Annotated in this window: 12 protein-coding genes; 10 read left to right on the forward strand and 2 right to left on the reverse strand. The window is 63.1% G+C overall.

The window, feature by feature from the left end:
• The first annotated feature begins 4 nt into the window (after positions 1-4).
• The 10 genes from JBE38_RS11245 (at position 5) to JBE38_RS11290 (ending at position 14230) form a co-directional block, all read left to right on the forward strand.
• Positions 5-1294, forward strand: a complete 1290-nt coding sequence (locus JBE38_RS11245; RefSeq protein ID WP_205344311.1) for a DotU family type VI secretion system protein — start codon at positions 5-7, stop codon at positions 1292-1294.
• Positions 1291-4791 carry a type VI secretion system membrane subunit TssM gene (tssM, locus tag JBE38_RS11250; protein ID WP_090367942.1) on the forward strand — a complete coding sequence of 1167 codons (3501 nt, stop codon included), beginning with the start codon at positions 1291-1293 and terminating at the stop codon, positions 4789-4791. The genes JBE38_RS11245 and tssM overlap by 4 nt, the downstream gene beginning before the upstream one ends.
• Positions 4788-5441, forward strand: coding sequence for a type VI secretion system-associated protein TagF (gene tagF / locus JBE38_RS11255; protein ID WP_205344312.1), 654 nt, complete (start codon positions 4788-4790; stop codon positions 5439-5441). Before tssM ends, tagF begins: the two co-directional genes overlap by 4 nt.
• Positions 5442-6161: a PP2C family protein-serine/threonine phosphatase gene (locus JBE38_RS11260; RefSeq protein ID WP_090367946.1), complete on the forward strand. Its 720-nt coding sequence runs from the start codon at positions 5442-5444 to the stop codon at positions 6159-6161. It abuts the gene before it with no gap.
• Positions 6158-9124 (forward strand): serine/threonine-protein kinase, encoded by a 2967-nt coding sequence (locus JBE38_RS11265; protein ID WP_205344313.1) that lies wholly within the window; start codon positions 6158-6160, stop codon positions 9122-9124. The genes JBE38_RS11260 and JBE38_RS11265 overlap by 4 nt, the downstream gene beginning before the upstream one ends.
• The gene (locus tag JBE38_RS11270) at positions 9124-9828 is read left to right on the forward strand and encodes an ABC transporter ATP-binding protein (RefSeq protein WP_090367950.1); all 705 of its coding nucleotides are present in this window, start codon (positions 9124-9126) and stop codon (positions 9826-9828) included. The genes JBE38_RS11265 and JBE38_RS11270 overlap by 1 nt, the downstream gene beginning before the upstream one ends.
• On the forward strand, positions 9828-11012 hold the full coding sequence (locus tag JBE38_RS11275) for an ABC transporter permease (protein WP_205344314.1): 1185 nt from the start codon (positions 9828-9830) through the stop codon (positions 11010-11012). The genes JBE38_RS11270 and JBE38_RS11275 overlap by 1 nt, the downstream gene beginning before the upstream one ends.
• Positions 11005-12717 carry a formylglycine-generating enzyme family protein gene (locus tag JBE38_RS11280; RefSeq protein WP_104995026.1) on the forward strand — a complete coding sequence of 571 codons (1713 nt, stop codon included), beginning with the start codon at positions 11005-11007 and terminating at the stop codon, positions 12715-12717. The genes JBE38_RS11275 and JBE38_RS11280 overlap by 8 nt, the downstream gene beginning before the upstream one ends.
• Before the next feature lie 84 nt (positions 12718-12801).
• On the forward strand, positions 12802-13725 hold the full coding sequence (gene tagQ, locus JBE38_RS11285) for a type VI secretion system-associated lipoprotein TagQ (RefSeq protein WP_060756676.1): 924 nt from the start codon (positions 12802-12804) through the stop codon (positions 13723-13725).
• Between the two features lie 124 nt (positions 13726-13849).
• Positions 13850-14230 carry a helicase gene (locus JBE38_RS11290; RefSeq protein WP_205344315.1) on the forward strand — a complete coding sequence of 127 codons (381 nt, stop codon included), beginning with the start codon at positions 13850-13852 and terminating at the stop codon, positions 14228-14230.
• Positions 14231-14341: 111 nt separating this feature from the next.
• Here the strand turns inward: JBE38_RS11290 and JBE38_RS11295 are convergent, their stop codons facing one another.
• The gene (locus JBE38_RS11295; RefSeq protein ID WP_205344316.1) at positions 14342-14566 is read right to left on the reverse strand and encodes a hypothetical protein; all 225 of its coding nucleotides are present in this window, start codon (positions 14564-14566) and stop codon (positions 14342-14344) included.
• Positions 14567-14738: 172 nt separating this feature from the next.
• On the reverse strand, positions 14739-16139 hold the full coding sequence (locus JBE38_RS11300; RefSeq protein WP_104995024.1) for an aminoacyl-tRNA deacylase and HDOD domain-containing protein: 1401 nt from the start codon (positions 16137-16139) through the stop codon (positions 14739-14741).
• Between the last annotated feature and the right edge of the window lies 1 nt (position 16140).

The following is a 16140-nucleotide window of genomic DNA, read 5'->3' on the forward strand; positions in this document are numbered from 1 at the left end:
CGCGATGCATCCCAATGATGATGACCGCACCCAGTTCATGCCGCGCCCGGGTGGCCGGGCGCCAGAACCTGCGCGTGCAGAACCGGCCCCGCTGTCGATGCCGGCCGCGCCGATGCTCACCGGCAAAAGCCAGGGCCTGAACCCGCTGGAAAGCGCCGCCGGCCCGTTGTTGGCGTTGCTCACACGCCTGCGCAACACCATCGCCCATCCGGCGCCGGCCAGCCTGCGCGCGCAGCTGCTGGCTTATTTGCGCCAGTTCGAAGAGCGTGCTGAAGCCGCCGGCATCCCGCGTAACGAAGTGCTGCTGGCCCGTTACGCGCTATGCACCGCCCTGGATGAAGCCGTGCTGAGCACGCCGTGGGGCAGCACCAGCGACTGGGGCAAGCAGAGCCTGTTGATCACGGTGCACAACGAAGCCTGGGGCGGTGAAAAAGTCTTCCAACTGCTCGACCACTGCCTGCAAAGCCCACGCGAACGTTTGTACCTGCTGGAGTTGTTGTACCTGTGCATGTGCCTGGGTTTCGAAGGCCGTTACCGTGTGATGAACGACGGGCGCAGCCAGTTGGACGCCCTGCGTGAGCGCACGGCGGCGGCGATTCGCAGTGCCCGTGGTGAACACGAGCGCGAGTTGTCGCCGCACTGGCGCGGTGTGACGGTGGCGCGGGATCGCCTGGCGCAATTCATGCCGCCGTGGATCGCCGTGGCCATCGGCCTGGCGCTGCTGCTGGCGCTGTTGTTCGGCTTGCGCCTGAAACTGGCGTCGGATGCCGAGCCGGTATTCAAGAATATCCATGCCTTGGGAGAGATCCCGGTGCAGTCGATCGACCGTCTGGTGGCGCAACCCAAAATCATCGAACGCCCACGCCTGGCCGGCTTCCTGGTGGAAGACATCAAGGCCGGTCGTGTTGCCGTGGAAGATGCGGTCGACCGTTCCGTGGTGACCATTCGCGGTGATGAGCTGTTTGCCTCGGCCAGTTCCAGCATCGTCGATGACTACCAGCCACTGATGCTGCGCATTGCCGACGCCATCCGCAAAGTCAAAGGCCAGGTGCGTGTCACTGGGCACAGCGACAACCGCCCGATTGCCACGCTGCGTTTCCCGTCCAACTGGGCGTTGTCCGAAGCGCGGGCCAAGTCGGTGCTGGAGATCCTGGCGGCCAAGACCGGCCAGGCCGAGCGCTTCAGCGCCGAGGGCAGAAGCGACACCGAGCCGGTGGCTACCAATGCCACCGCCGAAGGCCGTGCCCGTAATCGTCGGGTTGAAATCACCGTATTGGCGGAGGGCGTCGAGTGAAGGCGTTTTTCAGTTTCATGATTCGCTGGGTGATCCCGGTACTGGGCCTGATCGCCCTGAGCCTGATCATCTGGTTTGTCGGGCCGCTGCTCGACCTGTTGATGCCGGAAGGGCGCCGCTGGGCGCTGATTATCCTGGTGTTTGCGGTGTGGATCGCCTACCGCGTGTTCCGCATTATCCAGGCGCGTCGACAGGCCGCCGAAGTGATGCGCAGCCTGGCGGCGCAAACCCCGGTCGACCCCAACAGTGTCGCCACCGCCGAAGAACTCAGCACCCTGCGCCAGCGCATGGACGAGGCGCTGGCGCTGCTGAAGAAAGCCAAGCTCGGTGGTGATGAGCGGCGCAACCTCTACGAATTGCCGTGGTACGTGATCATCGGCCCACCGGGTTCGGGCAAGACCACCGCGTTGGTCAACTCCGGGCTGCATTTCCCGCTGGCGGCCCAATTGGGCGCCGGGGCCGTGCGCGGTGTCGGCGGTACGCGCAACTGCGACTGGTGGTTTACCGACCAGGCCGTGCTGCTCGATACCGCTGGCCGCTACACCACTCAAGACAGCAACTCCACGGTCGATAAAGCCGCATGGCTGGGTTTCCTCGACCTACTGAAAAAGCAACGCTCACGCCGCCCGATCGACGGGGCGTTCATTGCGATCAGCCTGTCGGATCTGTTGCTCGGGACTGAAGCCGAGCGCGCTGCCCACGCGGCGGCGATTCGCTTGCGTATCCAGGAGCTGTATACCCAGCTGGGCGTGCGTTTCCCCATCTACCTGATGCTGACCAAGCTCGACTTGGTGCCTGGCTTCATGGAGTTCTTCGACAACCTGAGCAAGGAAGACCGCGCCCAGGTATGGGGCATGACCTTTGCCCTGGACGACGGCAAGCACAGCGACGGCCCGCTGGCGCATCTGCAAAGCGAATTCGCAGGGCTGGAACAACGCCTCAACGAGCGCCTGGTGGAACGCCTGCAACAGGAACGCGACCCGGCGCGACGCGACCTGATCTACGGCTTCCCGCAGCAGTTCGGGGCCTTGAAGGACTGCCTGCAAAGCTTCCTCGACGGTGTGTTCAAACCCAATGCCTTTGAAGAACGCGTGCTGCTGCGCGGCGTGTACTTCACCAGCGGTACTCAGGAAGGCAGCCCGATTGATCGCCTGATCGGCGCCATGGCTCAGAGCATGAACCTGGATCGCCAGCACCTGGCCCGCCAGAGCGGCACCGGGCGCAGTTACTTCATCGAAAAACTGTTCAGCGCCGTGGCGTTTGCCGAGCGTGGGCTGGTCGGGGTGAACCCGAAGGTCGAACGTCGGCGCAAGTGGATTGCACGCGGCGTCCTGGCGGCCACCGTGGCCTTGGTGGTGGTGGTCAGCAGTTTGTGGTGGGTGAGTTATCGCGCCAACCAGGCGTATATCGCCCAGGTTGACCAGAAGGTTGCGCCATTGGGCCAGGCGGTGCAGAACCTGAGCCCGGCCCAGCGTGAAGTGCTCGCCGTGCTGCCGTTGCTCAACGCCACGAAAAACCTTGCCGGCGATCCGCCTGGCTGGGCCGAAGGCTTGGGCCTGTACCAGGGCGATATGCTCGAAGCCGAATCCGGCAGCGTGTACCGCAAGCTGCTGATCGCGGTGTTCGCGCCGCGTTTGGTGACGCGTATCGAAGAGCAACTGCGCGGCGGTGGCAACTCCGACTTCCTGTACGAAGGGCTCAAGGCTTACCTGATGCTTGCCGACAGCGAGCACTACGACCCGGACTTCATCAAAGCCTGGATCGCCCTGGATTGGGATCGCAACCTGCCCCGCGATTTGCCGGCCGATCAGCGCCAGGCCTTGAGTGGGCATTTGCAGGCCCTGTTTGACCGCCATCCACCGAATGCGCGCCTCGATCCGCGGCTGATCGACGACCTGCGTCGCCAGTTGCAACAGCTGCCGGTGGCCCAGCGTGTGTACGACCGGGTCAAGCGCCAGAAATTGCCCGACGGTATCCCGGACTTTCGCATCAATGAAGCCGCCGGCCGCGATGCCGCACTGGTCTTCAGTCGCAAGAGCGGCAAGCCGCTGGGTGAGCCACTCAGTGGTTTCTTCACCGCCAAGGGCTACCGCCAGGCGTTTTTGCTGAGCAGCCTGAACCAGACCGGCACGCTCGCCGAAGAGCAATGGGTGCTGGGCCGCGAGCAGGCCGATCAACAGAACGTGGTGAGCTTGGCCGGTGACGTGCGCCGCCTGTATTTCCAGGACTACCAGCGCCAATGGGACGCGCTGTTGGCAGACATCGACTTCGTACCGATCACCAGCGTGGCCCAGGCGGCCGATGTGCTGCGGGTGATTTCCGGGCCGACCTCACCGCTGAAAAAACTGTTGGTGGCGGTGGCCAAGGAAACCGACCTGCAAGCCGAGGAACGCCAGCTGACAGCCAAAGGCGTGCCGGTGGAAGGTGGCGTCGACAAGCTCAAGGAACGCCTGGGCAGCCTGCTCGGCCAGGAGCAACAGGCGGCCAGCCAGCCGCAGGTGGCGGACGATCCGGTGACCGCACACTTTGCCGAACTCAACGGCATCGTCAGCAAGAATGAAGGCGAGCCGGCGGCCATCGACGGCCTGCTCGCGGACATGAATGCGCTGTATGTGCAGGTCAGCGCCATGGTCGGCGCCAGTGGCGATGCCTTGCTCGGCGAAGCGAAGAACCAGGCGGCGGCTGCGGCCACGCGGGTCAGCCTGAATGCCGAGCGCCAGCCACCCTTGGTGCAGGGCATGGTCAAGTCGGTGGTCAACTCCACCACCAACAGCATGATGGGCGGGGTGCGCAACCAACTGAACGCGGCCTGGGTCAGCGAAGTGGTCAACGTGTATCGCCAGTCCCTGGCCGGGCGCTACCCGATGTCGCCGGGCAGTGCGCGGGACGCGACCCTGGATGACTTTGGCCAGTTTTTCGGCGTGGGCGGGGTCATGGACAACTATTTCCGCAAGTACCTGCAGCCGTATGTGGACACCTCCACTCCAACCTGGCGCTGGCAGCCGGGCGCGGCACAAAAGCTCGGGATCGCGCCGGGTGTGCTGCAGACTTTCCAGCGCGCGGCAGCCATTCGTGATGCGTTCTTCCGCGCCGGGGGCACCCAGCCCATCGTACGCTTCGAACTCAAGCCGGTGTCGATGGACCCGACCATCACCCAGTTCCTGCTCGACCTCGATGGCCAGCAATTGAGCTATGACCACGGCCCCAGCCGCCCGGTTGCGATGCAATGGCCGAACCCCGGCAGCATTGGCGTGGTGCGTATTTCGATCATGCCGCCGTCGGCCAGTGGGCGCTCCGGTGTGACCCTGGATGGGCCGTGGGCCTGGTTCCGCCTGCTGGAGCAGTCGGACCTCACGGCTGGTAACTCGCCGGATCGCTTCAACCTGCGCCTGCGGGTCGACGGCGCAAGCATTGCCTACGAGTTACGCGCCAACAGCGCCTTCAACCCGTTCAAGAGCCGCGTGCTCAGCGGTTTCAGCCTGCCGGAGCGGTTATGACCACGCTGGGTTTCTACGGCAAGTTGGCCAGCCGCGGTGACTTCGTCAGCCGCGCCTTGCCCCAGAGTTTTGTCGGCCCGTGGGACAGCTGGTTGGCGGCAGGTTTGCTCGCCAGCCAAAACAGCCTGGGCGGCGAATGGCTCAACGTGTACCTGGTCAGCCCGTTGTGGCGCTTTGTGCTGGCGCCGGGCGTGTGCGGGCCGGATGCGGCGGCGGGTGTGGTGATGCCGAGTATCGATCGGGTCGGGCGGTATTTTCCGTTGGCGGTGGCGACCCTGCTGGACCAGGACACCAATCCTGCGTCACTCGTGGGGGGGCCGGATACCTGGTTTGAGCAGGCCGAAGAGCTGTTGCTCAGTACCCTGGACGCCGATGCCACGTTCGAAAGCTTCAACGCTGGCGTCGACAAGCTGGGCCTTCCAGCCAGCGAGCTGCGAGTGGTCGACAGTCGTTTCGCCGGTTTGCAACGGATGAACGCCACGCTGCCTCACGACCGGATGACCGCGCTCGCCGAACAAGCCTGCGCCGGTGCCAGCCTCTGGTGGGGCCGCGGCTCGCAACGTATTTCCCCTGGTTTATTGCGGTGTCAGGGCTTGCCTGCCGCCGACGATTTTGCGCAGTTTTTGCTCGGACAAGAAGGTGTGGTGTAGATGGGGTCGACGTTCAAATCCGCGAGCAAAAGCCATGTGGGCATGGTGCGCCAGGTCAATGAAGACGCCTGCCTGGACCTGCCGGAAAACCGCCTGTGGGTGGTGGCCGACGGCATGGGCGGGCATGCGGCGGGTGACTATGTCAGCAGCCTGATTGTCGACAGTCTGCGTCAGGTGCCGGTAGGGCGCTCCCTCGATGAATACTCGGCGGCGCTGCGTAATGACCTGATCCGCATCAATGCGATCGTGCGTGAAGAAACCGCCAACCGTGGCGTGACCATGATGGGCAGCACCGTGGTGGTGCTGGCCGCGCGCGGCTTGCGCGGGGTGTGCCTGTGGGCCGGTGACAGTCGCCTGTACCGTCTGCGCGACGGTGCGTTGGAAAGTATTTCCCGCGACCACAGCTACGTGCAGGACCTGCAAGACAGCGGCCTGCTCAGCGAAGCCGACGCCCGCGTGCATCCACGCGCCAATATCGTCACCCGCGCGGTGGGGGTGGAAGCCCAGCTGGAGGTGGCCGTCGTCGACCTGCTGATCGCCCCCGGTGACAGCTACCTGCTGTGCAGCGACGGTCTGAACAAGACCGTCGAAGATCATGAGATCCGCGAGGTGCTGGGGCATGACGCGCCGGATGAAATTGTGCGCAGCCTGGTGCACCTGGGGCTTAACCGGGGTGCGCCGGACAACATCACCACCATTGTCGTGAAGGTGTCGCCATGAACATCGTGATCCCGGGCTATGACATCGAAGGCGAGATCGGTGAAGGCGCCATGGCCAGCGTGTACCTGGCGACCCAACGCTCGCTGGAACGCAAGGTGGCGTTGAAGGTGATGGCGGCGGCACTGGCGGCCGACCCGACCTTCTGCGAGCGTTTCCTGCGCGAGGGCAAGACCCTGGCGCGGCTGTCGCATCCGCACACCGTGACCATCCATGACATCGGCAACGTCGGTGAGCTGTATTACATGGCCATGGAATACCTGCCCAATGGCACGCTCAAGGAACGCATTGCCGCCGGCCTGACGCCTGAGCAAGGGGTGACGCTGATCCGCCAGATCGCCTCGGCGTTGGGCTATGCGCATGCCCAGGGCCTGGTCCACCGTGACGTCAAGCCTGCCAACATCCTGTTCCGCGCCGATGGCACGGCGGTGTTGTCGGACTTCGGCATCGCCAAGTCCCTGGATGATCGTACCCAGTTCACCCAAGCCGGGTTTGCCGTGGGCACGCCCAGCTACATGAGCCCGGAGCAGGCGCGGGGCCAGGAAATTGATGGTCGCGCCGACCTGTATGCGCTCGGTGTGGTGCTCTATGAAATCCTTGTCGGCAAGCTGCCGTACAACGGCACCGATGCGCTTTCCACGGCGCTGGCGCACCTGACCGAGCCGTTGCCGGAACTGCCGGTGCACCATGGCCGTTATCAAGGTGTGCTGCGCAAGTTGTTGGCCAAGGACCCGGCTGAGCGGTTCCCCGATGCGGCGGCGTTGCTGCTGGCGCTCGATCAACTGCCGGCGGACTCGTTGGAAGCCACTCTGGTGCGGCCGTTGCCGGTCCCGATGAGCTTTGATCTGGGCGGCATCACCCCGGAATCCATTGAGATCCCGAGCGCACCGCCTGAGCCTGTGCGCCAACCGGTGGTGCCACCGGCATCGACCCAACATAACGAGCAGCGTCGCGGGCCAGTATTGGCGTTGGCGGCGGTGGCCGTGGCGGTGGCGCTGGCCATCGGCGGCGCCAGTTATTGGTGGTTGAGCGGCAGTGACAAGCCCGCCGCGCCGCCGGCCGCCGTCATCCCCAAAACGCCGCCGCCTGAGTTGAAACCTGTGGTCGCTGACGCGGATGGCGGTCAGCGCCCCTTGCTGATGGCGGGCAAAAAGACCTTGTTCCAGCGCGTGCTCAGCAAGCCTGGCGCCAAGCTTTCCAGCGATGCAGGTGGTGCACCCGGCAAAGCCTTGCCGGCGTTCTCCGTGCTGTATGTGTACCAACGCAAAGAGGTCGATGGCAGCCCGTGGGTACGCGTCGGCGCCGCTACCGATGGCCGCAGTGACGGTTGGTTGCCCGCCGCCCAGGTCAGCGATTGGAAGCAGAGCCTGGTGCTCAAGTTTACCGAGCGCTCGGGCCGGGCACCGGTGATGTTCCTGCGCCAGCCCGGCGAAGTGGAAAAGTTGCTGGCCGACCCCGCAGCGGCCAAAAACGTCTTGGCCAAGGCGCAGAAAAACAGCGAAGACAATCAGCAAGTGCTGGCGCTCGAGCCGACCGCCAGCGCGGTGCCGCAGAACCAGTTTTATCTGTTGCCGATCTTCGACTCCAAAGAGAGCTTCGACGAAAATGGCCAGCCGGTGCAGTTGCTCAATGTGGCGTCCATCGATCCTGGCAGCAGCGTTGCCAAGCCGGCTGTACCCTCGGTCAGTGCCGATGCGTTCCGTACCGCTGTGGTGCTGGTGGTCGACACCACCGTGTCGATGCAGCCCTACATCGACCAGGTGCGTGACGTGGTGCATGAGTTGCAAACCCGTATCGCCGAACGCGGTGAGCTGGACAGCGTGAGCTTCGGCCTGGTGGGTTTTCGCAACAGCATCAAGAAAACCCCGGGCCTGGAATATGTGGCCAAGACCTTGATCACGCTGGATCAAGGTCGCGACCCGCAGCGCTTTCTCGACATGGCGCGGCAAGTCAAAGCGTCCACGGTGTCCAGCCATTCGTTCAACGAAGACGCTTTTGCTGGGGTGATGCAGGCCGTGGATGGCATGGATTGGTCCGGCTATGGCGGGCGCATTATCCTGCTGGTCACTGACGCCGGCGCGTTGCGCAAGAACGATCCGTTCGCCGCCACCCAGATGAACGAAGCTGAAGTGCGCCAGGCCGCATTGGGTAAGCAGATCAAGATCTACGCGCTGCACCTGCGTACCGATGCCGGCAAGAAAACCCACGCCGGTGCCGAGAGCCAGTACCGCATCCTCACGGCTGACGCCAACCCGCAGATCGGCGACCTGTACACGCCAGTGCCGGGCGGCGATGTGCGCAAACTGGGCGAGCGCGTCGATGAGATCGGTACGGTGTTCGCCAACCTCGTTCATCAAGTGCGCAGCAACACACCGCAGCCGGTGCCGTTGCTGAGCAGCGCGCCGAGCCTGGCGGACAAATCCGCCGCCGTCGGCTATGCCATGCACATGGATTTCCTCGGGCGCAAAACCGCCAGCCAGGCACCGCAACTGGTCAGCGCCTGGACCGCCGACCGCGACCTGACCAACCCGGCGCTGCCGGCGTTCCAGGTGTGCGTGATGCTGACCAAGTTGCAGCTCAACGATTTGCAGCAGTCGCTGAAACTGATCGTCGACGCGGCGCGCAAAACCCAAAGCTCACCCAAGGACTTCTTCCAGGAAATCGCCAGTGCCTCGGCCTACATGAGCCGCGACCCGCAGGCGTTGCGCAAGGGCGGCAATCTGGCCGATGGCGGCCTCCTCGGCGAATACCTGGAAGGCCTGCCGTACCGCAGCAAGTCGCTGAACATGACCCAGGACTTGTGGTTGTCGTTGAGCGTGGCCGAACAGGAAGACTTTATCGACGAGCTGGATTCGAAAATCCGCCTTTACGAAACCTTCCACAATGACCTGGCTAACTGGGTTCGTTTCGGCGATGCCGAGCCGGGTGATGCGTTGTACCGCGTGCCGTTGTCGACGTTGCCGTAATGCTGAACCTGAGCGCAATGCACAAGAGCCGGGGCGTGGGTAGCCAGCGTTACAGCCTGGTGATCCCGGCGCTGCACCTGCGCGCGGGTGAGCAACTGGCGATCGTCGGGCCCAGCGGTTGTGGCAAGAGCACCTTGCTGGATCTATTGGCGTTGGTGCTGGCGCCGGATCAGGTGGGGCAGTTCGAGTTCAATCAGCAGGACATCGGCGGGCTGTGGCGAGCGGATCGGCAATCGACGTTGGCCCAGTTGCGCAGCAGGCATCTGGGCTACGTGCTGCAAACCGGCGGGCTGTTGGGATTTCTCGATGTGCGCGGCAATATCGCCTTGTCGCGCAAACTGCTCGGTTTGCCGGATGACGGCAGCGTGACACGGCTGGCCGCGCAGTTGGAGATCAGTGACCAGTTGGCCAAGAAACCCGCTGCATTGTCGGTAGGCCAGCGTCAGCGCGTCAGTTGTGCACGCGCCCTGGCCCACGGGCCGCAACTGGTGTTGGCGGATGAGCCGACCGCGTCGCTGGACCCACTGAATGCCGAACGGGTCATGCAGGCGCTGCTGGCGCAGGCTCGCGAACACCGTGCCGCCTGCGTGATCGCCACCCATGACGAACCCTTGGCCCGTGCCAGTGGCTTGCAGGTGCGGCGCATCAGTTGCCGTCGCGACACGGATGGCGGCGTCACCGCCACCCTCGGGGAGGCTTGTTGATGCGCATCGGTTTGGTGGCGTCCCTGGCCTGGCAGGATTACCGCAACGATGCCTGGCTGTCGGCCTGCTCAGTGTTGGCGTTGGTGGCGGTGATCGCGCCGTTGCTGGTGTTATTTGGCTTGAAATTTGGACTGGTTGGCAGTTTGACCGAACGTTTGGAGACCGACCCCGCTACCCGTGAAATTATTCCGTTGGGCGGTGGTCGATTCAGCGCTGCGTTTGTCGAGCAACTGGGGCAACGTAGCGACGTGGCGTTTGCCGTGCCGCGCACGCGGCAGATTGCAGCGACGGCTCAGGTCGGCACGCTGACCCTGGAAATGCTGCCGACCGCGCCGGGTGACCCGTTGCTGGCCGGTTTGCCGATGCCCAAGGGCATGGACCAGATCGTGCTGAGCCACACCGCCGCCGAAAAGCTTGCGGCACGCCCCGGCGATTGGCTGGACACCCGCTTTGCGCGGCAAGTGGCCGGGCGTGTCGAGGCCCGGGGCACGCGTGTGCAGGTGCTGGCAGTGCTGCCGTTGGAGGCGTTTGCCCGTGATGGGCTGTTTGCCGACCTGGCCCTGCTGGAAGCAGCCGAAGATTATCGCGACGGCCGTGCGGTGCCGGCGCTGGGGTGGGAAGGTGAAGCGGTCGGTGCGAATGAGCAGCGGGTGTACCCGGCATTTCGCCTGTACGCACGCCGTCTCAGCGATGTAGAAGTGTTACGTGTGTATTTCGCCGGACAGAACCTGTTGGTATCGACCCAGGCGAACACTATCGCGCAGGTGCAGTCGTTGAGCCGCAACCTGTCGATCGTATTCTGGATCATCGCCGGTTTGGCCTTGGCGGGCGCGTTCGCGGCGATCTTCGCCGGGGCCTTGGCCGCCGTGGCGCGCAAGCGCCGGGAATTGTCGGTGTTACGCCTGTTGGGCTTTTCCACCGGTGGGCTGTTGTGGTTTGTGGTGGTGCAGGCGTTGTACAGCGCAGGTGCTGCCGCCGTGCTCAGTGCCGGGTTGTATGGCCTGGCCGAGGCGGGGTTGAATAAGCTATTTGTGCAGGTTCCGGGCGAATACGCCAGCCACCTGCTGGCGCGTCATTACGGCCTGGCCCTGGTTGCAGTCCTCGGCGTCAGCGCCGTGGCGGCGGCCTGTGGTGGTTGGCGTGTGGCGCGGATCCAGGCTTCTGAAGGAATCAGAGATGTATAAGTTACTGGGTGCCTGTGTGGTGCTGAGCCTGGCCTCGCTGGCCTGGGCTGATGAGGCGAGCGACAAGCTCGACAATCCAAAACCGCTGCCGGACGACGTGAGCCTGCCGCTGCCGTGCGAAGGCAACATGGTGTTCCGCTACGCCTACGTACTGGCCCAGGGCACCCTGGACGATCGCGAAATCAGTCTTGGCTACCCCTTCGCCGAAGGCGAGGCGGGTTACCAGCAATCGTTTATTTCCGGCTACCGGCGCGACTTCATCAACGGCCAGTTCACCCTCAAGGATCTGCCCAAGGATTGGAACAACGTCATTGCGCCCTTGATGCCGAAGACCGACGCCAAGACCCCACTCAAGCCCATGTTGTACTTCATCGGCAAGTACGAAGTGACCGCCCGCCAATACGCTGCGGTGATGGCCCAGGCGCAGTCCCTGGCCAGCGGCGAGCCGGCGCCGGCCTGCGACATTCCCACCGGCATGGCGGCGCGGCTGCCCAAGGTGAAGCTGTCACGCTTTGAAGCCGAACGCTTCTCGGCGGTGTACAGCGCCTGGTTGATGAAATACCACCGTGATTTGCTGCCGGTCAGCGGTCGCGGCTCTTCGGCGGAAGACGGTGGCCTGGGGTTTGTGCGCCTGCCCACCGAAGTGGAATGGGAATACGCCGCACGCGGCGGGCAGGCGGTGAGCCGCCAGGAGTTGGAGGGCCGCTTGTTCCCTCGGCGTGTCGAAGGCCATGAAGGCGAAGGCCCGCTGGCGGATTACGCGGTGTTCAACCAGGTGGCCGGCGGCACCGGCCAGGCTGCACGCCTGATGCCCATCGGCACCAAGTTGCCCAACCCGATCGGCCTGTTCGATGTGATCGGCAACGCTGCGGAGATGGTCCAGGAGTCCTTCCAGTTGGTGCACGCCGGGCGACGCCAGGGCACCTACGGCGGCTTTGTGGTCAAGGGCGGCAATTACCTCGAAGGCGAGGGCACGCTGTTTACCGGCATGCGCCGTGAGTACCCGTTGTTCGCCGCCGACGGCACCGAGCAAAGCAATGAGACCACCGGTTTCCGTGTGGCGATCGGCGCGCTGTCGGCGCCGCGCTCGCGCTACAAGGAGCTGTTCGCCCAATGGCAGAAAGAAGGGCGCCTGGCCGCACTGACCGATGCCATCGACGAAGCCCAGGACCCGACCAAACGCCTGGACACCATCATTGCCGCCAGTGTCGACCCCAAGCTGCAAGCCGAGCTGGGGCTGGTCAACGAAGAGCTCAAGCGCAACGTCTCGCTGATCGCCCAGCAACGCGAAGAGGCGGCGGGCAACCTGATTCAGTCCGCTGCGTTGGTGGCCGAGACCATCAGCAACTACAACATCCGCCTGATCAACCTGCAGAAGAGCCGCGATCAGGCGGTGGCCAACAAGGACGAAGCCAGTGCGACGCTGTTCGCCACGGCCATCGACAATGGCCGCAGCGCCCTCGACGGCGCGGTGGCGATTTATATCGACAACCTGGCCACCGGCACGCGCTATACCGATGCGGTGATCCAGGCTCAGTTTCAACGGATCAAGGAAGAGTTGGATCGCAAACCTGTGCTCGGCAAGAGCTTGGTGACGCGCGCGACACTGTTCGTTCGCCATGTCGGCAACTACCGCAAGCAACAGCGGGCCGACCCGGCAACGATCTTGAAGGAACTGCTCGCAGCGAGCGGTCAGCGGTCTTGACCGTTGGTTGTGCGGCGAGCTTGGAAGGGACTCAGGCGGCGGTGGGCCGTGCTGGGCAAGTCAAACTTAACAGAGATCACACCTATGCTTTTTTCCCGTAAGGCGGTTTCCAAGCGTCACCTGCTGCTGATCGCAGCCGGTTTCAGTACCGTATTGACTGGTTGCGCCACGTCACCGGCCTCCAAGGTCGCGTCGAGCACCAAGGTCGAGTACTACCCGAACTGCTACGAGCCGGTGCAGCACCTGCGCGCCACCGATTCGAACATGACCAAGTCGGTGGTGACCGGTGCGGCCATCGGCGCGGCCGGTGGTGCATTGCTGGGTGCCCTGACCGGCGACGCTGACAAGCGCGGTCGTAACGCGGCCATTGGTGCTGCGGGCGGTGCACTGGCTGGCGGCGCGGCGGGTTACTACACCGAGCGTCAAAAGCAGATCGCCGATGACAAGCAGCGCATTGCGTCCTACTCCACCGACTTCAACAAAAGCGCGTCCGACATCGACCGCAGCACCGCTTACGCCAAAGCGTCCCAGCAGTGCTATCAGAGCGCGTTCACCCAGCTGGTGAATGACCGCAAGGCCAAGACCGTCAACGACACCGAAGGCCGCAAGCGCCTAGCGGAAATCGTCGCGGGCCTGAAGGAGTCCAACGACCTGATCGTCGCGGTCAACGGCAAGGCCAGTGAAGACCTGAACAACTACACCCAGGCTTATGAGAAAGACCTGCAACAGGTTGGCGTGCAACGCACCGACGTGGTCACCGTGGCCACCGCCGACACCACGCCTGTGGTAGCGCCGACCAAGGGTAAGAAAGCCGTAAAACCTGCGAAAAAGCCGGTGCTGCCAACCGTGCCTAAAGAAGCGGTCACCACCGAGAAGAGCATCCAGACCGTGCAGGCCAAGCAAGCTGAAAGCAAGCAGGTTGCCAGCGCCGGCAAGGCCCAGATCGAAGGCACTTGCCGCGATCCGAACCTGGCCGACTGGGCGCCGGTGCCTTGCCCTAACGTTTAAGCAAGATGTTGCTATAAGCGTTAAACGCCTGCCGATCTCCCGCTAAAGCGCGAGATCGGTGGCGTTCTGCCTGCAAATCGTTACACTGCTGCGGCCACTTAATAAATACACCGAGGCCGTGTGCATGAAATTTCGTCTTCTGCTGTGGGTGCTGGGCCTGATGATGGGCAAAGCCAGCCGCACCAATCCTGCCTTCCAGCAACAGTTGGGTGATAAAGACCTGGCGTTCCAGTTGCAGACCCTCGACGGCAAGGTTGCCCGTCACTTCATCGTCAAAGACCAGCGCATTACCAGCCGTTCGGGTGTGCACCCGTCACCGGCATTTGCCATCGCCTTCAAAGACGCTGCCTATGGCTTCGCCACGATGCAGGCGAAGAACAAGCAACTGGCGTTCATGACGGGGATTCAGGACAAGTCGATCCAGATCAAGGGAAACCCGGCGCTGGTAATCTGGTTCCAGGGCTTGACCAAGTATTTGAAGCCGAAGAAAAAGAAGCAGGGCTGATCGATAGTGTATGGAGTTGCATTATTGGCTTCGTTTGATTGAAGCACGTTCGCGCTGTGCGCAATGAAACCGGAACCTGTGCTTATTACAGTAGGTTCCGGTGTTGTTCGCTTAGCGTGGCGTAATCTTTACGTTGTGCATGTTTATCTGGGAAAACAGCATGCTCGCGCTGAGACCGTGTGCGCCGAGGTCATCGGCATTAACGACGACACTGAACGTTCCATCGCTATTTAGTGTGACCGAGGTGACGGTAACGCCATAGCCTTCAATTTTTTGTTTGATGTAGTCTGCTTCAATTCCAGACGGTGCACTGGTAACGCTAACGGTTGCTGACATTTTGATTCCTCCACGGGATGTATTGCGTGCGTGGATAAGATCACCGAAGCCAGGGATAAACATCTACTGTGAGAATTGACAGTTTTTAGAAGTTATTTGAAATATTAATAATTCCAAAGTCGCTACTTCATCAATCACTGTGCGGTTTTGCATAGGCAGCGCGCTGCCGCTCTCAGCCTTGATTGAACTGCGACGCCAACTCGCGCAACAACACTTCGGCATCCAGCACTTTACCCACCACGTCCTCAGCCTTGTCACGGCTCAACCCGAGGCGCTCGAGCAGCGCCTCCGGGATCGCTTCATCCGGCCCGGAACCGATGCCACGGCTGCGCAGCAATCGTACGGCCAGGCACACCAGGTTCGGGTACTCGGCGTATTGGCCGTCGTAGGTCGGGTCGTGCTGGAAGCGCAGGGCGGTGGACAGTTCGTCCGGCATGTCCCAGTAGCGCATCAGCCAGGCGCCGATCTGCTCGCGGCTGATGCCCAGCAGGTGCTGTTCGACGTAGCTGTGGCACAGGTGCGGGTTGACCTCGAGGTGGCGGCAGATCAACGAGAAATGCGGCGGAAACACGTGGGCCAGCAACAGGTAACCGAAGTTGTGCAGCAAGCCGGCCAGGTAGGTCAGGCCGGCTTCCGGGCGCTGCGCGCGCGGCATGGCGCGGGTCAGGCCCTCGATCACGGCGGCGGTGTAGATCGATTGGTGCCAATACGGGGTGGCCTGGTGCGGATGGTCTTTGGGCAGGCTCAGGGTCTTGCCCAGTGCCAGGCCAAGCGCCAGGTTGATCACCAGGTCAAAGCCCAGCACACGCACGATGGCGTCTTCCACTGAGCGAATCTTGCCTGGCGAGGCGTAGTACGGCGACGCTGCCCAGCTCACCACTTGGGCAGCCAGGGCCGGGTCGGTTTCGACCACGCCGGTAATGTCATCGATGGTGGCGTTGGGGTCGACGCGCAACTTGATGATTTTTTGCGCGGTATCGGCCAGCGGCGGAATTTCGATGGTCGCTTCCAGGCGTTGCTGGATACGCCGGGCGGTAAACGCCTGCATCGCCTGGGTAATTTCCTCGCGGTCATCGTTGGGACGATCGAGGTTGGGGCGGATGTTGCTCAACGGCTCGCCGAAGTGCCCGGCGCTGGCCTTGGTGAGCATGGTCTTGAACATGTCACTGGCAATTTCCAGCAGCAGCCCAGCTTCGCCCGAATGCACCAGCAGGCTCGGTTCGTTGAGCAAGCTGCCTTCGTACAGGCATGGCGAGCTGGTGAGCGCGGGCAGCCCGGGTAGCAGGCTCAGCTCATGCTTGCCCAGCATGCGTTCGATGCGCTCCGGCGCTACGGCCGTCAGGCGGCGCCCGGTCAGTTCGGCCAAGCGGTTGAGGTCAAGCAACTGGTTCTGGGGGAACAGCACCATGAGAGCGCCAACGGCATCTTCCAGCAGTACCGCCTGGACCTTTCGCGCGGGATTCAGGCCAGGTTGTTCGGCAACTTCCGTGTAGGGGATGGCGAGCTTTGCGAGCAGAGCCCGAATGACCGGCGGAGCGGTCAGTGGGGCTGTGGCGAGGGCTACTTCTGACATG

The organism is Pseudomonas sp. ICBG1301 (assembly GCF_016918385.1).
Classification (GTDB): domain Bacteria; phylum Pseudomonadota; class Gammaproteobacteria; order Pseudomonadales; family Pseudomonadaceae; genus Aquipseudomonas; species Aquipseudomonas palleroniana.